The sequence below is a fragment of the Desulfopila inferna genome (assembly GCF_016919005.1).
Classification (GTDB): Bacteria; Desulfobacterota; Desulfobulbia; order Desulfobulbales; family Desulfocapsaceae; genus Desulfopila_A; species Desulfopila_A inferna.
Genome location: NZ_JAFFQE010000001.1, coordinates 223646 through 246223, shown reverse-complemented (window position 1 = coordinate 246223; position 22578 = coordinate 223646). Strand labels below are relative to the sequence as shown.

The window sequence follows — 22578 nt, the reverse complement described above, 5'->3', positions numbered from 1 at the left end:
GACCAGAGATACCATGTGAATCATCAGAACGTAAGAGACAGGACGAAAAACGAAGTCCTTTTGAGAAGGCATTGTTCACAGCATTTTCTCCGTGAGCATTATTTTTAACATTGATCTCCACTTGATACTCGCCCGAATTTAAAGTACTTATGGTGGTTTTCATTGATCAGATGTAAGAGTGCATCTTCCATAGTCATTAATTGAAAGATACAAAGTAGCTATAACCTTTTCTCCGTCTAAAAATCAATGCTTTTATGTTAAAATTGACACTTGCTTGTATATTTTGAAAATAGTAGCATTCAATAATTCACAATATTGTTTTATTAGCCAACTCATTACAGAAAGCACTCAACTATGAAAACACCAACATTTGCCGATCATACTGCAAGATCAGCGCTAAAAAAGCTGCTCTCTTCAACTAAAAAAAAGTCAGATTTTCAAAGAGTACAGTGCATCTGGCTACGCATTGAATTTAACATGAAAGCATCTATGGTGGCAAAGATTACCGGTCTGCAGCCCGGTACGGTTCGAAAAATCTGGTCATCCTTCGCCAAAGAGGGTGAAAAATCCCTGATCGGTAAAGACCGCGGCGGCCGCAGAAACAGCCATTTAAGCAAGGAGGAAGAAAAGCTTTTTCTGACTCCGTTTTTTAAAAAGGCAGAAAAAGGCAAGGTATTGATAGTTGCCGAGATCAAAGATGCCTACCAGGAACACATCGGAAAGGAAGTACCAAAATCAACTATTTACAGATTACTTTCAAGGCACGGCTGGAAACGGCAACCTGGAAAGGCGACCGCGGAAGGTGAGCAGGACAGCACTAAAACCAACATGAAAGAGTACTGGATAGAGGGCTGCTCTCAGGTGCTTCATCCTGAACGTACAGGTAATATCTCACAGCAATGGCTCAACAGCACGCTTAACAGCATGATCATGAAGGAATCATCATGAGGCTATTAAGAAATAGATCTATCCAGCCGCAGGAGTATATTCTTTTTTGAACGCAACTCAATATAAGAAACACCGTCAATTTTCATAAATTATATTTATTTCCAACTTATGCACAAATGCATGACTGGCAGAACAATTCGCACAATTGATTGAAGTTTTTTGCTTATTATTTACTCTAGGATGTTGAAAGAACGCTTTTTCAACGCACCCTTTTGAATTTTACCAACTATGGTCTTTGGCAATTCATCTATAAATTCAATGCTGGTAGGAAGCTTGTATTTTGCCAGGTTCTTTCTGCATAAATCGAGGAGCTCCTCTGCCGTGACATCGGCCCCCTCCATAAGTACAACAAAGCTTTTAACCTGCTCTCCTCGTGTCGGGTGCGGAATACCTACTGAGGAAACCTCCTTCACCTGCGGGTGGAGATAAATAATTTCATCAATTTCACGAGGATAGACATTAAATCCACCTGAAATAACCATGTCTTTAATCCGATCCACTATAAAAAAGTAGCCATCTTCATCCATAGTGGCGACATCGCCGGTTCGCAACCAGCCATCCTCGAGAACATTGTGTGTCTCCTCATCGAGGTGGAGGTATCCTTTCATTACCTGCGGGCCTTTGACAAGCAGCTCACCCGGATTTCCAGAGCTGATTTCCAGCTGCGGGTCGATTACATCGACAATTTTGCTCAGGGTATCAGGTATGGGAATGCCTATGCTGCCCTCCTTCCGCTGTCCATTGAAGGGATTGATGTGGGTCACCGGCGAAGATTCAGTCAATCCGTATCCCTCGGCAATAACTGCCCCTGTCATTTCTTCAAATTCCCGCAAAACCTCAAGAGGCAAAGGAGCACTTCCGGAAAAGAACCCTTTGAAGCAGGTCATATCCACTTTTTTAATATCCGGATGATTGATCAAGCCGATATACATGGTTGGAACCAAAGGCCCAAACGAAGGTCTGTATTTCTTAATAGTCTGAAGGAGCTTGTCGGGCTCGGGCCTGGGTACCAGAATATTTCCCCAAGCCATGTAGATCGAAAAATTCATTGCTCCGCTGAGGCCGAAGACATGAAAAAACGGCAGCGCTCCAAGCAATGTTTCCGCGCCTTTCTTGAGCTCCGGGAACCAAGCGGCAATCTGCTGCACCTGCTTGCTCATGTTTTCGTGAGTGAGGATCACACCTTTGGCACGGCCGGTAGTCCCACCGGTATATTGATACATTGCAATATCCGCGAAACCAATGTCACCACGAATTTCTCCTTTTTGTGTGGAGTTCATTACATCGCCCCACATATAGACATCATTGGCTTTTTTGACGCTGGCTGCCAGTTTTTTCCTTTTAGCTACCAGCGGGAAAAGGAAATTTTGGGGGAATGGCAGATAGTCACCGATCGAGGTTATTACAATCTGTTTAATTTGAGTCTGCTCACGCAGGTCGATCATTCTGTTTCCCAGCAGATCCAAGGTAATCAGAACCTTGATCCCACTATCTCCAAACTGATGCAGAAGCTCTCTGTCGGAATAAAGAGGGCAGTTCATGACTGCAATCGCTCCAATCCTCAGAATTGCATAATAGGCGATAACGCAGGGAATGGTATTTGGCAGCAGTATTCCAACACTGTCGCCTTTCTTGACACCGAAATCGAGCAGTACAACGGCAAAGGCGTTGACTCTCTCATCGAGTTGCCTATAACTCATTTCATATCCCTGAAACTGAAGGGCTACCGTATCTGGAAATTGCGACGCACTTCTCTTGAGGAAATCAGGCAAGAGGAGATCTTCGTAATTCAGATAAAAAGGCACTCCGGAATCATACGATTTCAACCAGGGATATTCCTGATTCAGCTCTTCGGGATTGTTCATAAATACCTCTTCTGTATCAATTAGTTTAAGTTAGGTATTTCGGCCAGCTTACCTTCTCCTGTTATATTCCTTTGGCGACACCCCTGATATAAAATCTCTCTGTTTTTTTATGTCGTTTTTCCCGAACCGGAATGCTCAAGCGAAAATTAATGCTTGCATTTCAATAGTTTTTTTTCATTATAGGTGAGCATTTCTACTTTTACAAGAAATCTAAAATGGTTGTGAGAGTTTGTCACCGCACCATGGAAATGGTATTGAAATTGAAAAAGGAAGAGGATGTAAGTTATGAAAAAATCTATCGTTACCATTTTGAATGTTGCCTTTGTCCTGACGAGTGCGGCTTTATTGATTTTTCTGCTCAAAGCCCCTGAAGAAACAACTGCCAAGCTCCCAAAAGATGATAATCACCTACGGTTATTTTCTATTGAGAGTAAAAAAGAAGCCGAAAAATTCTGCACGGAGTGTCACTCTTCCGGCAAAGAAGCGCCTTTGCCGGAAAACCACCCTCCGGAATATCGCTGCCTCTTTTGTCATAAGAGGGATGCCTGATATTGTCCGCCTACCTCGCACATTTTGAACATGGTGTACCAACTCAGCAGAGCTGAATAAGTATCGTGTGGGTATAATCAGGTGTCAGCTTTTGAAGTACTTTCGATTTTCTTATTTTTTTTGACAGATGAAACTCGTAAAAAATCAAAGTTGCCGAGATGGCTCTCACTAAGGCCTAATCGAGGCATCTTTCCACAATTTCATAAACGTCGGCAGATAGACCCTCATGGGAGATAATAGCCTGGAGCTCCTCCTCCATCATTACCTTGAGCCTGGGGGTGTATCGTCTGTATGAGCTGAGGGGGGTCAGCAGCCTTGCGGCTATCTGGGGATTTATTCGATCCAGCTGCAGGACCTGCTCTGCCAGAAATTTATAACCATCTCCGCTATGATCATGAAAACGGGCATGATTCAAACTGCAGAAAGAGCCGATAAGCGAACGCACTTTGTTTGGGTTTTCCAGGGAAAAGGACTGATGGTTCATTAATTTCCTGACGTTTTTCAGGGTTCCGGGGAGAGACGATAGAGCCTGCAGGGACAGCCATTTATCAACCACGAGAGAATCATCGCGCCATTTATTGTAAAAATCCGAGAATGCATCTTCTCTCTCGCTACAATCCAAATGAGACAAAGCGGATAATGCTGCAATGACATCCGTCATATTCTCCTGGCGTTGATATTGTTCCAAACAGGTTCGGATACTTTCCTGATCTGCAACATCCGGAGTCATCAAAAAGGCGAGACAACGGTTTTTCAAACTCCGTCTCCCCATGGCGAGCGGAGATATTGAATATTCACCAGTACCCTTACAGACAGTGTATATTTTTCGAAAATCTTCCCGGAGGTGGACAGCTAATGATTTCTTTACTTCATTTACAGCACGATGGAGCACTTCCGGTTCGACGACCTCCAGTTGCTGAACAAGATATGATTCTGTTGGCAGGGTGAGAGCCTGGGCAGTCAGAGCCGCATCTGTATAATCCCGCAGACAAATGGAAAATGCATCCATATACCTTTTATTCACACAAGGTTTCTCCTCCCGGGAGAGGATATCGTAAGTTTCTCTTATGATTTGTACAGATAACTGAAAAGCGGCATCCCATCTGTTAAAAAGATCATTGTCATGAGCCATGCGAAAGCAAAGTTCCTCACGGCTTTGGGCTATCTTAACCTGTACCGGTGCGGTGAAATTGCGAAGAAATGAAAGAACAGGCTTTTCCCGGAGACCTGGAAAGATATATTCCTGCTCCCTGTCTCTTAGTTCCAGTAGATGAGACTCCCCTCCATCATGCTCGGGCTGGGATTGCAGCAAAGCAATCTCAACCGGAATATGGAAAGGCATCTTGTCCTGCTGCCCCGGTGTCGGATCACACTTCTGGGTAATTTTAAGCGAATATTCCTTTTTGTCCTCATTCCACTCTTCCGTCACTTCCAGCACAGGGGTGCCGGACTGTGAGTACCACAGCTTGAATTGTTCAAGATTAAGCCCTGAGGCTTCCGCCATCGCATCAACAAAGTCATCACAGGTTACTGCTTTTCCGTCGTACCTGCAGAAATACAGATCCATGCCCTGCCTGAATTTTTTCTTACCAAGGATGGTATGAAGCATTCTAACCACTTCAGCTCCCTTGTTATACACCGTGACAGTGTAAAAATTGTTGATTTCAACATAGGAATCAGGTCGTACCGGGTGTGCCATAGGGCCGGCGTCTTCGCGAAACTGACTATTTCTGAGGATATTTACATCATGTATTCTCTGCACGGCTCTAGAATTCATAGCGGCGGAAAATTGTTGATCGCGAAAAACAGTCAACCCTTCCTTCAGGCTTAATTGAAACCAGTCTCGACACGTTACCCTGTTGCCGGACCAGTTATGGAAATATTCGTGGGCGATTACCCCTTCTATCCCGGTATAATCCTGATCCGTTGCACTTTCCGGTGAAGCTAAGACATATTTGGAGTTGAATATATTCAGACCTTTATTTTCCATTGCACCCATATTGAAGTCATCAACGGCTACTATCATATAATTATCAAGATCATACTCACGGCCATACTGTTCTTCATCCCACCTCATTGCCTTTTTCAGGGAAGCCATGGCAAATTCGCATTTTTCAATGTTTTTCAGCTCGACAAAGACCTGCAGTAGAATTTCTTTGCCTGATTGTGTTAAGAAATGATCCTGAATAGAAGATAGGTCTCCAGCCACAAGGGCAAAGAGATAACTTGGTTTCGGGTGGGGATCATGCCAGCTTGTATAATGCCTGTTATTCTCAAGTCTTCCCTGTTCCATGAGATTGCCGTTTGAAAGCATGACCGGGCATTCATCCCTGTCCGCTTCTATTCGGGTGGTAAATGAGGCCAGGACATCAGGACGATCAAGAGAGTAGGTAATTCTGCGATAGCCTTCAGCTTCGCACTGGCTGCAATAATTGCCGCCGCTTCTATACAGACCGCTCAGGGCAGTATTGCTTTGCGGATTGATTTCAGTTGTTACCTTGAGAGTAAATTTCTCCGGCGGATTATAGAGTGTCAGATCTTTTGCACTGACTGCAAACATTTCATCATCCAGAGAGGCGGCATCCATGGTAATATCGATCAATTTGAGGAATTCACCGTCCAGAGACAGCCGATTGCATTTGCCGGCAGCAGCATTTCGATAAAATTCCGTAGTAGCCACCACGGTCGTTTTTTCGGGGCTGAGTCGAAACAGCAAATGTATGGTACTTATAAGATAGGAAGATGGTCGATAGTCTTTCCTGTACACAGTTCGGTGATCTGTTTTTTTCATACTCGTTTCCTTGATATTATTTACAGCAAAAATTTCAAAATAAGCAGTTTGCGTTTTACCAACGAGATTCCTGATGCCGTAACGAAGACCGACAATCTCCCATTGTAATGGATATCAACGAAGCTAGCTGCCGAGATGGACTCTGCCGTTGACATGTGCTGATATTCAATTATATTTCAACTATTCATGTTAAATTACACTCATAAACCAACGCAGTCAAACACCATTACTTACGAGAATCAACTATGATAACCATTAATGAGCATTATTTAAAACTCCAGGCTTCATATCTTTTTTCCGATATCGCTCGACGGGTTACAGCATTTCAGGAAATGAACCCCGAAAAAAATATCATCAAGCTCGGCATCGGAGATGTCACCCGGGCCCTTCCCCAGGCTTGCGTGGAGGCTTTTCATCAGGCAGTCGATGAGATGGCCTCAGATACAGGTTTTCGAGGTTATGGTCCCGAACAGGGATACGACTTCCTCCGTCAGGCCATCGCCGAAAACGATTTTCGTGCTCGAGGGGCAGATATTTCTTCAGCTGAAATATTCATAAGCGATGGCGCAAAATGCGATACCGGCAATATCCAGGAACTCTTCAGCCAGGATATCATCATTGCCATACCGGATCCTGTCTATCCTGTCTATTTAGACACCAATGTTATGGCTGGTCGCACCGGAAAATACAAAGATGGAAGATATGAAGGAATAGTGTATCTTGAGGCAACCAAAGAGAACGGATTTGTTCCTCAACTGCCCAAACAGAAAGTTGATCTTATTTATCTCTGCTTTCCCAACAATCCCACCGGTTCGACAATTTCCAAGGATGAACTGAAAACCTGGGTTGAATATGCAAAAGAAAATAACGCGCTGATTCTCTTTGATGCCGCTTATGAAGCTTTTATCCGGGATGAAAGCCTGCCAAGAACCATTTATGAAATTGAAGGCGCCAAGGAAGTAGCCATCGAGTTCAGAAGTTTTTCGAAAAGCGCCGGATTCACAGGAACACGTTGTGCCTATACTGTTGTACCAAAAGAATGCAGAGCATTTGACAAAGATGGAAATATTCATCATGTTCATGATCTCTGGAATCGAAGGCACTGTACTAAATTCAATGGTGTCTCATATCCGGTGCAGCGCGCCGCGGCCGCGGTTTACAGCGAATCGGGAAAGCAGCAGACAGCGGAGCTTATCCGGTATTATCTTCGCAATGCCGATCTCATCTGCAAGGAAATAAAGGCACTGGGGTACGAATATGATGGGGGCGAAAACTCTCCTTACATCTGGATAGACGGCAAAAGAAATTCCTGGGACTTTTTCGATCTGCTGTTAAATTCAACGGGAGTGGTTTGTACTCCAGGTGCAGGGTTTGGTAGCTGCGGGGAAGGTTACATCAGGCTGTCGGCCTTCAACAGTTATGAAAATGTTGCAGAAGCAATGACGCGAATCCGCCGTGAGTTAGGTTGAGCTTATCACAGCTCGCTCGAATAGACCTGTTGCCCTGCATTTGTTTTTGGAGCGGCATCAGGTCGTCGGCAGTAATTAACGAGTGTCAGCCGGCCTGAAATATATCTTCTTTTCTTTGCCTTCCATCTCTTTGTAAGTAACAGTCCAGCGCTTGCTGATCCAGTCGACAACACCTTCGACCAGCCTCTCCGGTGCGGACGCTCCTGCCGTTATTCCTATAGAGTAGCGTCCTTCCATCCAATCTGTTTCGATATCATTTTTATCATCTATCAGATAGGCAGGAACTCCAGACTGAATAGCAACCTCCCTCAACCTGTTCGAATTGGAACTGTTTTTCGATCCAACTACAAGTATGACATCTGTATTTCGCGCCAGCCGCTTAACGGCATCCTGTCGATTCTGGGTGGCATAGCACGTGTTTGATTTTGAGCTTTCTATCCGGGGAAACCTTTCAATCAGAATATTCCGTATCTTTACTATATCATCTTGACTCAATGTAGTTTGCGTTACATAAGCGCATCGCTCCGGTCTTTCGAGGCGCAGTTCTTTTGCCTCATATTCACTGGCAATTATATGGACATTCCGGCTGATCCTGCCGGAGGTGCCTTCGACCTCAGGGTGATTATGATGGCCGATAATAATAATATCGTAATCCTGTCTGTTATAACGTTCAACAATTCTATGAATCGAGCTGACCAACGGGCATGTTGCATCTATTGTCCTTAGACCCAGAGAATTTGCTTTTTCCTCAATTGAGATAGATACTCCATGGGCACTAAATATACATATCTTACCTACGGGAATATCTTCGAGCCCTGTTACAAAAACAGCACCTTTTTCCTCGAGTTCACGGATTACATGCTTATTATGCACGATTTCATGGAGCACATATACAGGAGCTCCATATTTTGCCAGGGTGTTGCGCACAGTCTCAATGGCTCTGACAACTCCAGCACAGAAGCCTCTGGGAGAAGCGACAATTATTTCTTTTGCAAATTTGTCCATTTTTTATACCGCATTTTCTTGAAGAACGGATCGTCTAACGTTCATTATCATTCGTCCATCTGAGAGTTGTAGTAACACTTTCTGAGATCAGCTTGTGCTTACTATACTCTATTTTGGGATTTTGAAATAATCGTAATCGAACTAAAGGATATTTTGCTTCTGAGTTATAAGGAAAAACAGAAAAAGCCGGCTTCAATGTGAGGCCGGCTTTTTATAAAATATGTATGTATCTACCTTACAGATTGTTGCTTATGCTGCTCAGCAGAGTTGTTAGTACCCCTTAATCTTATCTATCAATTCCGGGAGGAAAAGTGAAATCTGCGGAATATAGGTGATGCACATCAGAAAGACGAGCAAGACGCACAGCCATGGCAATGCGGCTTTTATTACCCAGCCCATACTCTCTCCTGTAATGCCGGAGGTTACGAAAAGGTTGAGGCCAACCGGAGGAGTAAGCATACCTATCTCCATGTTGACAACCATGATAATGCCAAGATGAATAGGGTCTATACCAAGCTGTAAGGCAATTGGAAAAAGAATCGGAGCCATTATCAGCAAAATAGCCGAGGGCTCCATAAAATTTCCTGCTATCAGAAGCAGAATATTGACGACAACCAGGAACATCCAAGGTGACAAGCCCATCTCAATAATGAGCGCTGCTATCGTATGAGGTATTCGTTCCGTCGTCAAGACATGAGCGAAGAGCATGGCGTTGGCAATGATAAACAGCAACATAATGCTGACCTTCGAGGCATCGAGAACTACCTTACGAACCTCCTTGTCTAAAAAGCATTGAGGCACTGCATATACAATCCGATATCCATTCCTGAAAAGCATCTGTCCCACGCCTTCACCTTTTTTTCGCCAGGGTGAATCCTTTAAGGGACCTATATCTCTATACCCCCAGACGGCTACCATAAACGCATAGACCGCCGAAACAGCGGCAGCTTCCGTAGGGCTGGCGATACCACCGTAAATTGATCCCAGAACGATGATAATCAGCATCAATCCGCCCGATGCACTGATTCCGGAAGCTAGAACTTCGCTGAAACCAGCCCACGGCTGACAGGGTATTTTTTTGATTCTGGCAACAATGTATATAACGATCATGAGCATAAGGCCCATCATCAATCCAGGCAGAAAGCCGGCCATGAACATCCTGGCTGCAGATACTTCAGTTGCTGCTGCATATACCAGCATAACGATCGACGGTGGTATGAGGATTCCAAGGGTTCCTGCATTGGCTATAACTCCTGCGGCAAATGCCTTGGGATATCCGGCCCGTACCATACCCGCAATGACAATTGTGCCGATTGCCGCAACCGTGGCCGGCGAGGATCCGGAGACGGCGGCGAATATCATACAGGCAACAACGGATGCCATGGCGATACCCCCATGAACATGTCCAACGACGCTTAAAGCGAAACGAATAATCCGCTTGGCAACGCCACCGGTTGACAAGAATGCTGACGACAGAATGAAGAAAGGAATAGCCAGCAAGGTATAATGTTCCGAAAGCGCTTCAAAAAGTTTTAAGGAAATTGAAGCAAGCGAGTCACTGGAAAACATCAGAATGGTACCGATACTGGACAAGCCAAGGGCAAGTGCTATAGGCATACCCAAAAGCATACAGCCAAAGAGAAGAATAAATAGTGCGGCAGTGGTCATTTGCTCCCCTCCCTTTTAAGTTCCGACACAATTTCCATACTTTCCTTGGCCTCGTCGGAATGCTTAAAGCCATCAGCTTTGCCGGTGGCGACATCGTATAAAACAATCAGCAGGCGAAACGTAATCAAACCAAAACCAATTAATAAAATGGAATGGGCCTGCCATGCCATTACATCCATATCTTCGAGGAAGATACCGATTTGTTTCATTTTTTTCAAATAGATAAAACTGCCGTACAGTATCAGCCCGCAGTAAGTGAGCGCCAATAAACAGGCTATTCCTGTAAGTATCCTTCGACCGACAGGAGGAAAGAGTCTTACAAAAGCATCCATACCTATATGGCTGCCGACCTTGATGCCATAAGAAGCGCCAAACAGAACGAACCAGGCAGACATAAGGAGTGTCAGCTCCTGCGTCCACATGAATCCGGTCCCAAAACCAAAACGCATAACGACATCAGCAAATACCAGCAGAGTAGTTGCCAGCAGAAGGAGTGAAATTATCGCCTCCTCTGCATGATTCAGGATACGTAACATAAACGAACCTCTTCTCTTTGTGATGGAAGAGCTAAGGGGCCTCTCCAGGAGAGGCCCCTTAGCTCTTCATGGGACGGTGACCCGCCCATCGTTCTTCAACTCTTTAATATTGGCTTACATATTTGAATTGTAAGCCGCATCGATGAGATCTTCGCCTATTTTCTCCTCGAATTGCTTCCAGACAGGCTTCATCGCTTCTACCCATTGTGCCCTTTCGGCATCGGTCAGCTGGATAATTTCACTGCGTCCGGAGTCCACGATTTTTTGACGATCCTCAACGGATTTCTTCTCCGCAATCATGTTGCCGAAAACGATGGCTTCATCCAGAGCTTTTTTGATCTCGATTCTCAGATCGTCCGGCAGTCCCATCCAGAATTCTTTTGAGGTTACAACCATGTAATCGAGAACACCATGGTTTGATTCGGTTATATACGGCTGGATCTCAAAAAATTTCTTGGAATAAATATTGGACCAGGTATTCTCCTGTCCGTCGATTGCCTTGGTCTGCAACAGCGTAAAGACTTCAGAAAACGGTTTTTTCAACGGTACCGCACCCACAGCCTGAAATTGAGCGGCAAGAACGTCGGATGTCATGATTCTGAACTTGAGTCCGGCAGCATCTTCCGGCACTCTCAAGGCTGTACTGGAGGAAAGCTGCTTCATACCATTATGAAGATACCCGAGGCCCACCAGGCCTCTTCTTTCAAGTGATTCAAGTAGCTTAACACCGGCATCTGATTTTTGAAATTTTTCAACTGCAGCCATATCCTTGAACAGAAAAGGCAGGTCGAATATCATTAATTTTTCGGTATAACGCTCGAATTTCGACAGACTCGGTGCGGCAAGCTGAACATCTCCCAGCAGCATTGCCTCGAGAACCTTATTGTCGCCAAAAAGCTGTGAGTTCGGAAATACCTCTACTACAACTTTACCGTTTAAACGCTCCTCTACAAGGTCTTTAAACTTGTTAGCAGCCTGGCCTTTAGGGGTATTCTCAGCGACAACATGAGCAAATTTGATTACCACAGGATCCGCCCCAAGAACGGGACCGGCTAAAAACGCGGCTGAAATTGCGAACGCTGCTAGTGAGGTAGTTACTTTACGGAACATACTTTTCCTCCTAAAATCGGTTTAAAGTGCTACCGACAATATATTTGTCGGTAAGAACGGTTGATTTCTCCGCAAGCTGAACGGATAATCAAAAAGAGAATAGAAATTATTTCCTTCTCAACTCGATATTTAGAGGTGCAACAAATAGACCAATACAAAAAGAATTATGATAAGATGCTGGAATATTGATAGTTGAGGACAATTTCGGCAAAAAAAAGGATCAGAAAATCGGCGGATATCCACCCTTATATTTACCATAATGGCTGGATTTCCACCGAAATGCCCAGGCTATGATGGAAGTAAGAAAAAAACGAAGACATTGAGCAACGCCGAAGATCAGGTTTTTTTTTGGGCCACACCATCATTGGCTATTTATAATCACTTTTATCCAGGCCGTATTTTCTCATTTTGTCGTATAAGGTTTTGCGGGGAATAGCCAGGGTGTCCATGACGTCCTTAATGGTGCCGTTGCTTGACACCAGAGCCTGCTCGATAAGACTGCGTTCAAAATCTTCCACCTGTTGAGGTAGATTGTGCTTTGGTTGTTTTTCAGCCCCTACCAGCAAATGGTCCAATGACCAGCCACATTGATTTCCAAGCAGAACATAGCGTTCGGCAAGGTTGCGCAGTTCTCTGACATTACCCGGCCAGGAGTAGGACATAAGCGAATTCATCTGAGAAGGGCCCGGTAAGGGAACTTCCTGCTGATATCTATGACCGGCTACCAATAAGAAGTGATGGAAAAGAAGAGGAATATCCTCTCGGCGTTCTCTAAGAGGTGGAATTTCCAGATAAACCACATTAAGTCTATAATATAAATCCTCCCGAAACCCACCCTCTTCCGCTGCCTTCAGAAGATCTACCTTGGAGGCTGCTACAAATCTGACATCCAGCGATATAAGTTCATTAGAGCCCATTCTTTCCAGAGATCTCTCCTGCAGGACTCGTAGGAGATGCACTTGAACACGGAGCGGCATAGATTCGATTTCATCAAGGAGAATGGTGCCGCCGTTGGCATGTTCAAACTTGCCGATCCTCCTTTCCCTTGCATCGGTAAAAGCTCCGGCCTCATGTCCGAAAAGATCGCTTTCGATTATAGATTCTGAAACAGCACCGCAATTTACCGCTACAAAATTCTTGACCCTTCGCTCACTCTGCTCGTGAAGAGATCTGGCCACAAGTTCCTTGCCTGTGCCCGTTTCCCCCAGAATAAGCACATCAGCCCTGGTATCGGCAATTTGAGCGATGGTTTCCCGTAGTCTCAACATCGCCTGAGTCTTGCCGATTATCCTCGGTCCCGGAGTGGAATGTGCTTCTAATTCTCTGCGAAGAGTCCTGTTTTCCAGAGTTAGTGCTCTTTTTTCAAGCGCACGCTCCACAGTTTTCACCAGTCGCTCAGTTGAATATGGTTTTTCGATAAAATCGTAGGCACCGTCACGCATGGCTTGAACCGCCGTCGATATATCGCCATGTCCGGTTATGAGAATCACAGGCAGGTCCATATCAATTTTCTGAACCTCCTGCAGGAATTCAAGCCCATCCATTTTAGGTAGCCGAATATCACAAATCACAACCCCAGGCCACTCCATAGAAATATAGGTCATGGCTTTTTCTGCACACTCAAGACAGGTTACCTCCAACTCAGCGAGTTCGAGAGTCTGTTTATTGGCCTGGCGTATATGTTTTTCGTCGTCAACAAAAACGACTTTTTTCCCTTTGTCCATTCTACTCAGCTTCCTCTAAAAAAAATTCAAACCTGGTTCCACCGATGGATTTTCCAATCCGAATCTCGCCATTCATATCCTTGAGAATTCTCTCTGTTATAGTCAGTCCCAGCCCCAGTCCCTGTCCCGATTTTTTGGTGGTATAAAAAGGTTCAAAAATATGAGGGAGGTGATTGGGATCTATACCGCTGCCGGTATCCTCGATCGTCACCATGACCTTGCCTTTGCTTCGTTTTGCGGAAATGCGGACTTCCTGAAGATCTTGATTTTCAATGGCCTGCAAGGCATTGCTGATGAGATTCACCAGAACCTGCTGCAAGAGAACGTTATTTGCTTTAACTTCCAATGATTCCGGTTCAATGCTTACTTGGATATCAGCTGTAATTTTTCTCAGGGCAGGCCGTAATATCTCCAGAGCACCGTCAATGACACTATGCAGTGGAATAATTGTGATCTGCCCGCTGGTTTTTCTTGAAAATAATTTCAATTGGACACCGATTCGGGCCATCCTGTCAGTCAATTCACTGATCTGCTCAAGATTCCACTGCACCTCCATAAACCTTTCCTTGCTTAGGAAAAGTTTGCAATTGTCAGTATAACACCGAATGGCCGCCAAAGGCTGGTTTAATTCATGATTAATACCTGCCGACATCTGCCCAAGAGCTGCCAGTTTAGCGGCATGAATCAATTCAGATCGTGTTTTTTTCAGAGCGGCTTCAGCCCTTCGCCGATCCTCTACCTCACCTCTCAAAAGCAGATTTGTTTTGGTAAGCTCCTTCGTCCGCTCATTGACCCTGCTCTCCAGTCGTTCATTGGCATCTTCCAGCACCTTTCTCGATTTATCCTCAAATTTCTTTACCTCAAGCAGACGTTGCTTTCTTTGCCGGACCAGTAGATGGACAAGGCCGCCAAGAATAAAAATTGAACTAAACATCGCCAGAACCAGAAGTACAAATCTTTCCACCCCCACGGTTTCCGATAGTATCTGCACGTTCCAGCCGGCTTGTTCCATATAAACGCTTTGAAGGAGATACGTATCCGTCTGAGAATTTTTTTCATTCTTTATTTTTACTACACGACCATATGGAGTTGTATTCTCATACACCATGCTGATAGGTTCGAGGGTGGTATTAGGATACCTCCTGCTTTCGACAATTCTTTTTCGTGTCTTTTCCGCCAGTGGAAATAGGGTCTTAAATCTCCAATTGTGATTTGTGGTGAAGAAAATGACACCATCGGGATCGGTGACCAAAAAAGATTGCTTTTTATGTCCCCAGGACTGTTCGACTGAATCAATCCCTATCTTAATGGCCAGTACTCCTATTATTTCACCCTTATGCCTTACTGGATAAGCAAAGTAATAGCCTCGCTGAATGGAAGTGGTTCCCAGGGCAAAATAGTGACCAAGCCTCCCTCTCATAGCTTCTTTGAAGTACGGCCTGTAGCTGAAATTTCTGCCCACGAAAGGTCGTGGTTCATTCCAGTTTGAGGCTGCAATCGTCAGACCATCACGATCCATTAAATATGTATCCGAGGCATCGCTGATCCGGTTTATGGTCTCTAGATATTTATTGAGTGCGGCAATCCTGTCTTGGCCTCCCGGGTGGATAAGATAATTGATGAGCCGTTCGTCGGAGGCGAGAAGTTCTGGAAGGCTTTCATATTTTTCCAGAACTCCATCCAGGTAGGTCACATGGAGTTCCAGCTTAACGGAGCCTTCATTTGCTAAATTTTCGATTCCTTTCTGATAAGTGATGGTAGAAGCGTAGTAAAGGATAATCAGAATAATAACTGTTACGGCTATAATGTAGAGCGTGGAAAAAGAAATAAGTTTTTTCAACAGTTTCATGATACTGATTTCAAAGAGATATCAACAATATTGATAGCATCGCAGAAGCACAACTACCTGAGTTGTATTGTGTTTTGGAGGGCTTCGATATACCAACCTGTATAGTCCGGTGGATGCCAAAAACAAGTTGCCTTTATATCGAACTTTCTCTCCGCCAATCTGACATCGTGAGAGACTTTTTACCTCATGAACAAATATTAATACAGGATAAATACCGGGTGGAAGCAGAGTATTTCGTTTACTTCCCTTCGCTCCCATGCTATTCAGGATTAACACATCTTGTGTAGTATAATGTTTTTTCAGGATTTTATATGATGAAGTATTGTTTTTCAACTATCGGCACAACCCTTGTTTTGCTTTCACTGATCGCATGCGGTCCGAAAAAAGAAAAATATTACCCTGTAAATGATGACTCGCTAAGAGTGAGTTCACTTGGGTTTTCGATTTCACCGCCTCCGGGAAGAGACTGGTACGAAAAGCACCTCAGCAATACCCTCTATTACTTCAAGAGAACCAGAGAAAATGGGTATGCCTTAACAACACAGGCAACGGAACTCACCTTTGCAAACGAAAGTAATCATAAAGGAGAATTGCTGGAATATGTGCAAAAACATAAACAAAATGCATGTTCCGCAAGTCGCTATCACAATTCCACTTTCGACTACTCATACGAAAAAATAGCCAGCGGGCTTTGCATCCGTTATCAATTTAAATATGATGATTATGGCAGCACCAAAAAGGGTCATTATCCCTACATAGAAGTGTTCAGTGAAGGTTTGGTCTGCCGTCATCCTCTTGCTCCCGAGATAGGCATAGATCTCAATTATATGGAGCAAACCCTGCCGGCACTGCGGACACCATCTTTTAGAAATGAAGGAGAAAAATTTATCAGCAGTCTGAACTTTTACAACACAGAAAATTACTGATTCTGGTTTCAGTGCGCGAAAGTTTCAACGAGTCTCAATGCCATTGGCTCTCATGTTTTTCTTGACTGTGTCAATAGAGACTTCCCGACGATGAAATATTCCAGCTGCCAATGCCGCCTCTACATCGGTCTGGCGGAAAACTTCAACAAAATGGTCGGCACTGCCGGCACCGCTCGAGGCGATAACAGGAATGGAGACAGCCTGGCGGACATGGCGTATCAGCTCAAGGTCAAAACCGCTGTTGGTGCCGTCCTTGTCTATGCAATTGAGTAGAATTTCCCCCGCGCCCAAGGCTTCACAGCTTTGCACCAACTCAATGACATCGATATCTCGCCCTTCCCTGCCGCCTCTGACTGTACATTGATACCAGCAGTATTTTTCGCCTCCTGGCCCGGGAAAGTCGGTCGTAATAGCGTGCCGCGGGCAATTTTGGGGATCTTTGACATATACTCTTTTAGGATCGACGGATATGACCACGGCCTGGGCTCCGTAAACCATGGATATCTGTTCTATGGAACTTTTTCCGCTTTTTTCTTGAGTCTGAAGATATTTCTCGGCAACATAGACGGCGTCGCTACCAATCGATACCTTATCTGCCCCCGACCTGAAATAGGCGGAAGCGACATCCAGTGCGGAATAAAAGTTACCTTCACTATCGGTAAATTCCTGGATTCCTCCGCCAATGGTTAGAGGAACAAAAACATTTTCCGAAGTTCTCTGCAGAACTTCAAGCATAGGCTGGTCTTTCATGGGAAAATCCCTGAATCCGGTAATATTGAGAAAGGTTATTTCATCCGCACCTTCCCGATAATATCTTCCGGCAAGTTCTACCGGCTTACCCAGGTTCCTCACCTCACCTTCTTCCCGGACATCATACTGATCTCCCTTGGTAACAACGAGATCACCTGTATCATTCGTTCTTACATCAAGGCAGGCGATGACACGTTTGACAATCGATGTTTTCTTCCTTTCCGAGAGGGACATGGTTCCGCAGCTGATATCCTTATCACTTGTAATAAAATTTCGCAGCAGATTGAGACCGGCAGCCCCGCTTTTTTCAGGGTGGAATTGAAAAGCGGCTATATTGCCACGCTGCACGGCGGATATAAATTCACAACCATAATCCGTTGTGGTAAGGATCCACGGCTGGTTTTCTTTGGTGATTTCACTGTAGAAGGAATGGACAAAGTAAAGTTTTTCTCCATCATAACCATGAAATAGTCCGGATTCCCTGTGAACCGATACTCCATTCCAGCCTATTTGAGGAACTGATAGAGCAGCATCGTCAAATCTTCTTACCATACCGGGAATGATGCCTAGTCCCTGGACCCCGGGTGCTTCTTCACTGCCTTCAAAAAATGTCTGCAGGGCGATACAGATACCCAGAAGCGGCCTATTCTCTCTTATTCTCTGAATCAGCGGTTCAATATATCCCGCCTCCCGCAGCCGCGACATGACAACACCAAAATTACCGACACCGGGAAATATAAGCTTTTCAGCATGTAGTATATCTTCTGGAGATTCTATATCTTTTACATCGCTCCCGATACTCCTGATTGCATTTCTGACGCTGCGAACATTTCCGGCACCATAATCAAGCATTGTAATCATTTTTAATACCCTTCATAAAAAGATGATCCTGTGAAAAATCATTGAAGTAGTCAAGATGAGAATCTGTGATAAGCACAGACTAAGTTCAATATACTGAAGTAAGATCTGAAATGTCAATTTGGCAGTACATGTGGTCGGCGAATCGCCGTTTCAGATCTGCGAGGACGCAGATCGCGCTTTTTACGAGTCCATCGTGAAGAAGATAATAAGGTATTGAATCTACCAGCAAGAAGCATTTCTATATACCTGATGTAAAACCAAAAAAGGTCATTCCCGAGGGAATGACCTTTTAAGCTGACTTTTCTAACCGAGCTCGACGCCGGATTAAACAATTGAGCGAGTAATTGTCCAGTAAATTCCTTTGTTGTATGAACAGGCTGCTTAATTCAGCAGTGCTTTATCTCTGCTTTATCTCTGTAAGACGAACCTACCTATTCAGTGACGTCACGGATATTCACGAATGCCGAAGGTTACTTAGTTGATAGCTTCGGATAACTTGCTGCCAGCTTTAAATTTTGCTACTTTCTTGGAAGGTATCTTTATGGCAGCACCTGTCTGTGGGTTTCTACCCTGACGTGCGTCACGTTTAGATACCGAAAAAGTACCAAATCCCACGAGAGTTACTTTGTCGCCTTTTTTCAGTGTCTCAGCAATCGCTGCCAGCGTACCGTTCAATGCTTTTTCCGCAGCTGCTTTGCTGATATCAGCGGCTCCTGCAATACTTTCAACCAATTCCTTCTTATTCATGAATTTCCTCCCTACTAAATCTTTCTAACTTAGCAACAGGCCTTATTTGCACTGTTCCCTTTCTCCTAGTGTCTGATGCTTTACTCAAACTACATCGAATTGTCAAAAGAAAAAAAGATTTTTTCTTCTTTTATATAAAGAATTATCAAGCTACAATCCTTTATAATCAGGCTTTTACGTCGATTCAATCTGTTACCTTAATGTAATCATCAGCCATAAGCAAGAAATAATTTGTTCTGCTTCGTTATCTCTTGCTGGAAAGCCCTTTCTACCTTCCTTTTAGGTTGATATAAACCTGCTCGAAGCCGTGTTTCCTGCATTTCTCTATAATTGTTAACCTCTTGTGTTTCGAGGACATTTTGAGAAAATCCTGATTGCTGAGCTCTATCACCAAACCATCCTTGAAAGGTTTGGCCCGGCACCCCAAAAAACCCAGCTCATTAAGCTGTGCCTCTATCTTTTTCACCTTTTCCAGGCCTTCCGCCGTTATTTCCTGCATAAAATTCAACCGCGTCGCCAGGCAGGAATTCGAAGGTGCGGCATAATTCGGCAAACCGAAGATCTTTGCTAAAAACCTGATTTCTTTTTTCCTCAAGCCAACCTCCGCCAAAGGAGTTTTGACCCCAAGTTCCCGCAGAACGGCTAGTCCTGCCCTGGATTCATCCAGATCATCTCTGTTTGTGCCATCCAGCAAAGTTTCAGTATTCCGACTGCCAAGAAAGTTGAAAAATGAAGTGTACGTCTTCTTTTTGCAATAATAACAGCGTTTGCTATCATTATTAGTAAATTCCGGCCAGCTTAATGGATCAAGATCAATAATCTCCAACTTGACCAGCGGCTTAAAATATTCTTCATAAAGGCGTACAAAGGCAGACTCATCACAGCTCAGAGATGATCTGGCATGCAGTGCAATAACATCGGCAGAATGCAATGTTTTTGCCACGGCGTAAAGAAGCAAAGAGGAGTCGATACCTCCGGAAAAGGCGACTCCAACCCTCTTGCAGTTACTGATATTCTCTTTTAATTTTTCAAATTTCTTAAAGACATCTTTTTCCATGATGATCTCGTGAAAAAATATAACTGTTCAGAAAAACTGTCGGTTATTGCCGGAAATTTCTATAAAGTTATCTCAGTTACTGAGATGGGCTCCGGAACATTGCTATGACTGCACTCCAGGCAAGGTTTCCGCAGGTTTGTTTAAGTAAAAACGGCGATCCATTATCCACTGCTTCAAGGTCTCGGCAATTTCTCTGGCTTTGACTATGGATGATAAAGGAGCCGTCTGAACTTCCTTGCCGTTGACAACAATTGAACCTGATTTGAGCTGGTAGTAACTCACTTCGCCATAATTACGGGAGATGCCGTTGGTGTAGTCATAACCGTAATCGACAACCTGTGTGAACAACTCCTTGTCGGATACACCTGTAAAAGCGGCCATCTCAGCATCGAGTACGGGTATGGGAATACCAAGCCCCACCGCCATTGTGTTGCCGTATCCCAGAATCGAGATGCCTCGGAGCCAGTCAGCTGTCATTTGTTTTAAATCACCCTGCACCATAATGGTTCCGGCAGGTCTTCTGGGTACCCCGCCTTCAGTCCGGTCGACATGAGGGTTGTGCTGGGTACCGTGCCAGGTCACGTAGCCTACGCCTCCACCCAAAAAGATTCTGGTTCCCATTCCAATCGTGCGATAATGAGGATCGTTGAGCAGTGGGCTCAACTCGCCGGCGCTGCAGTAATTGGCATTTTGACACCTGTGCTTGAGCATGCCCATATAAGTATATACCGTTTTATCGGTCAGGTTGACAGCACAGTTATAATTTTGGTAACCGTTGCGGGGATTGCAGAGCAGAGCGTTGGGAAGATCCTCCAGCCCTATATATTTTTTCATTTTTCTGGCATTGTAGCAATCTGTTCCATAAGCTTTTGCTTCAAGGAAAACGCGCTCTCCCCGAAGAAGATCTTCAATAACGTGACCGCCGCCATATTTAAATTCACCGGGATAAATTTTATTCAGAGGGTCGTCTTCACTTGGTTCGGTAACACCAAGGAAAGCATCTACTGCAGCAAGCCCTGCATATGCGGGAACTTTGTTGAACCATACCTTGGAAGTCTTTATCGTCGGTACCATCTGCCCGGTGTTGAAAAAAGCCCCTGAGGAGCACATCGGTGCAAAAGTTCCGGTTGTGACGACATCCACCTGCTCCGCTGCCTGCTCAGCTCCTTTCGACCTGACGATATCGACCATCTCTTCCGCGGTGACGACAACAGCCTCTCCGGCTTGTATCTTCGCATTAATTTCTTTATATGTCTTAGCCATCTTCACAGTCCGGTATTTGAATTTGCGCTGTAAGCTCCTGTTTTTTAGAGCTATAGCTCCCATGTTGAGCTCACAGCTTACCTCAGGTTTATAAATTTTCCAACTGATACTATTTTTTTATACCTTGACATAGCAATTTCAATCCCCTAGATTTTGATCTCACCACCAACAAGATGTTTTCTAGTTTCCTCATATTGCAGGTAATATCATGACGGATAGACCCAAAGAGGGTATTAATAGAGCACGGACCAAGATCGATGACATAGATTCGCAGATAGTTCATCTTCTCAAGGAAAGACTTGCACTGGCAAAGGAAATAGGCCGTCTCAAGGATGAAGGAAAGCGGGCAAAATGGGATCCCTTGCGGGAGCGCAGGATATACGAAGACCTGATGCGGCAAAACAGCGGCGTCTTTCCCGAAAAATCACTCCGCTCCATCTTTCACGAAATCATAACGAGCTGCCGATTATCACAAAAAAAAGCTGAAGTCGCCTACTTAGGCCCAGAGGCAACTTTCACCCATCTCGCCGGGGTTAAATACTTTGGCCACTCCGCCGAGTATCTCCCCATGGAATCCATTGACGATGTTTTCGCCAATGTGGAAAAGGAGAGGACTGACTATGGAATCGTACCGGTAGAGAATTCCATAGAAGGAGCTGTCTTCTCAACCCTTGATTCCTTCATGAAATACAACGTGAAAATCTGTGGAGAAGTACGGCTTTCAATTACCCATAATCTGGTCTGTCGGTCAGGTGATATCGAGGATATACAGACAGTTGCATCTCACGCTCAACCTTTGGCGCAGTGCCGGGAATGGCTGAGAAAACATATGCCGAACGTTCCTACATTACCGGTTTTTTCAACGGGTGCTGCAGCCCAGATGGCGGCAAACAACCCCAACATCGGGGCAATAGCCTCTTCTCTTGCCATAAAAACCTATGAACTGCAGGTAGTTGTCAGAGGAATAGAAGACTACAGCGGGAACACCACCCGCTTCCTGGTCATAGGTAAAAAATCACCCAACCCGAGCGGGTTTGACCGTACCTCGCTGTTGCTTGGCCTGATGGACAAACCGGGAGCCCTCAACAGGGTATTGTCGATCCTCTCGGAAGAAAACATAAACCTTGCCAAAATAGAATCACGGCCCGTCAAGGGCAAGCTCTGGATGTATCAATTCTTTATCGATATGATGGGCCATATTGAGGATCAAGCCATCAAAAACGGCTGCGAAAAGCTTCGGGAGCATTGTTCTTACTTTGAATGGCTGGGATCCTATCCGAGCGCTGATGAATCATCCTCAGATACGTGACATTTCTAAATCAAAGACCGGACAGGATCCACCATAGGGACCTGTTGTCCTTGTTTGGTCCCGCGGCATGAAGGCATTTGTAGTATGCTGTCACGGATTGCCTTTTCGAAGACTTCACACTGTACCCGGCGTGCAATGTCACTCTCAGATC

At 44.7% G+C, this 22578-nt stretch carries 17 protein-coding genes; 5 read left to right on the top strand and 12 right to left on the bottom strand.

Translation table 11 applies throughout. The features are described 5' to 3' along the window. Positions 1 to 354: 354 nt before the first annotated feature. A complete protein-coding gene (locus JWG88_RS00975; protein WP_504152892.1) occupies positions 355 to 948 on the top strand; it encodes a helix-turn-helix domain-containing protein in 594 nt (197 codons plus the stop codon). 170 nt (positions 949 to 1118) lie between these two features. Here the strand turns inward: JWG88_RS00975 and JWG88_RS00970 are convergent, their stop codons facing one another. Next, positions 1119 to 2813 carry a long-chain-fatty-acid--CoA ligase gene (locus tag JWG88_RS00970; protein WP_205231815.1) on the bottom strand — a complete coding sequence of 565 codons (1695 nt, stop codon included), beginning with the start codon at positions 2811 to 2813 and terminating at the stop codon, positions 1119 to 1121. A 285-nt stretch (positions 2814 to 3098) separates the two neighbouring features. Here JWG88_RS00970 and JWG88_RS00965 point away from each other — a divergent pair, with 285 nt between their 5' ends. After that, positions 3099 to 3362 (top strand): hypothetical protein, encoded by a 264-nt coding sequence (locus JWG88_RS00965; RefSeq protein ID WP_205231814.1) that lies wholly within the window; start codon positions 3099 to 3101, stop codon positions 3360 to 3362. Between the two features lie 175 nt (positions 3363 to 3537). Here the strand turns inward: JWG88_RS00965 and pepN are convergent, their stop codons facing one another. Beyond that, positions 3538 to 6153: an aminopeptidase N gene (pepN, locus tag JWG88_RS00960; RefSeq protein WP_205231813.1), complete on the bottom strand. Its 2616-nt coding sequence runs from the start codon at positions 6151 to 6153 to the stop codon at positions 3538 to 3540. Positions 6154 to 6398: 245 nt separating this feature from the next. On the opposite strand from pepN, the gene JWG88_RS00955 reads away from it, so the two are divergent. Beyond that, positions 6399 to 7622: an LL-diaminopimelate aminotransferase gene (locus JWG88_RS00955; RefSeq protein WP_205231812.1), complete on the top strand. Its 1224-nt coding sequence runs from the start codon at positions 6399 to 6401 to the stop codon at positions 7620 to 7622. A 75-nt stretch (positions 7623 to 7697) separates the two neighbouring features. Here JWG88_RS00955 and ispH read toward each other — a convergent pair whose 3' ends face one another. The 6 genes from ispH to JWG88_RS00925 all read right to left on the bottom strand — a co-directional run bounded on the left by ispH (position 7698) and on the right by JWG88_RS00925 (position 15514). Continuing rightward, on the bottom strand, positions 7698 to 8627 hold the full coding sequence (gene ispH / locus JWG88_RS00950; protein ID WP_205231811.1) for a 4-hydroxy-3-methylbut-2-enyl diphosphate reductase: 930 nt from the start codon (positions 8625 to 8627) through the stop codon (positions 7698 to 7700). Positions 8628 to 8897: 270 nt separating this feature from the next. After that, positions 8898 to 10295: a TRAP transporter large permease gene (locus JWG88_RS00945; protein ID WP_205231810.1), complete on the bottom strand. Its 1398-nt coding sequence runs from the start codon at positions 10293 to 10295 to the stop codon at positions 8898 to 8900. Next, positions 10292 to 10831 carry a TRAP transporter small permease gene (locus tag JWG88_RS00940; protein WP_205231809.1) on the bottom strand — a complete coding sequence of 180 codons (540 nt, stop codon included), beginning with the start codon at positions 10829 to 10831 and terminating at the stop codon, positions 10292 to 10294. The genes JWG88_RS00945 and JWG88_RS00940 overlap by 4 nt, the downstream gene beginning before the upstream one ends. 114 nt (positions 10832 to 10945) lie before the next feature. Continuing rightward, positions 10946 to 11941 (bottom strand): TRAP transporter substrate-binding protein, encoded by a 996-nt coding sequence (locus tag JWG88_RS00935; protein WP_205231808.1) that lies wholly within the window; start codon positions 11939 to 11941, stop codon positions 10946 to 10948. Positions 11942 to 12309: 368 nt separating this feature from the next. Continuing rightward, positions 12310 to 13665, bottom strand: a complete 1356-nt coding sequence (locus JWG88_RS00930; RefSeq protein WP_205231807.1) for a sigma-54-dependent transcriptional regulator — start codon at positions 13663 to 13665, stop codon at positions 12310 to 12312. Between the two features lies 1 nt (position 13666). Then, complete coding sequence (locus JWG88_RS00925) at positions 13667 to 15514, bottom strand: sensor histidine kinase (RefSeq protein WP_205231806.1); 1848 nt, start codon at positions 15512 to 15514, stop codon at positions 13667 to 13669. 311 nt (positions 15515 to 15825) lie between these two features. Here JWG88_RS00925 and JWG88_RS00920 point away from each other — a divergent pair, with 311 nt between their 5' ends. Then, positions 15826 to 16440, top strand: coding sequence for a hypothetical protein (locus JWG88_RS00920; protein WP_205231805.1), 615 nt, complete (start codon positions 15826 to 15828; stop codon positions 16438 to 16440). 24 nt (positions 16441 to 16464) lie between these two features. Here JWG88_RS00920 and hisF read toward each other — a convergent pair whose 3' ends face one another. From hisF to JWG88_RS00900, 4 genes are all read right to left on the bottom strand, one after another. Continuing rightward, positions 16465 to 18051, bottom strand: a complete 1587-nt coding sequence (hisF, locus tag JWG88_RS00915) for an imidazole glycerol phosphate synthase subunit HisF (protein WP_205231804.1) — start codon at positions 18049 to 18051, stop codon at positions 16465 to 16467. Between the two features lie 474 nt (positions 18052 to 18525). Further along, on the bottom strand, positions 18526 to 18798 hold the full coding sequence (locus JWG88_RS00910) for an HU family DNA-binding protein (protein ID WP_205231803.1): 273 nt from the start codon (positions 18796 to 18798) through the stop codon (positions 18526 to 18528). A 268-nt stretch (positions 18799 to 19066) separates the two neighbouring features. Further along, positions 19067 to 19855: an ATP-dependent sacrificial sulfur transferase LarE gene (gene larE, locus JWG88_RS00905; RefSeq protein ID WP_205231802.1), complete on the bottom strand. Its 789-nt coding sequence runs from the start codon at positions 19853 to 19855 to the stop codon at positions 19067 to 19069. Between the two features lie 102 nt (positions 19856 to 19957). Then, positions 19958 to 21118: a homocysteine biosynthesis protein gene (locus JWG88_RS00900; RefSeq protein ID WP_240194212.1), complete on the bottom strand. Its 1161-nt coding sequence runs from the start codon at positions 21116 to 21118 to the stop codon at positions 19958 to 19960. 208 nt (positions 21119 to 21326) lie between these two features. On the opposite strand from JWG88_RS00900, the gene pheA reads away from it, so the two are divergent. Next, positions 21327 to 22427 carry a prephenate dehydratase gene (gene pheA / locus JWG88_RS00895; protein ID WP_205231800.1) on the top strand — a complete coding sequence of 367 codons (1101 nt, stop codon included), beginning with the start codon at positions 21327 to 21329 and terminating at the stop codon, positions 22425 to 22427. The last annotated feature ends 151 nt before the right edge of the window (positions 22428 to 22578 follow it).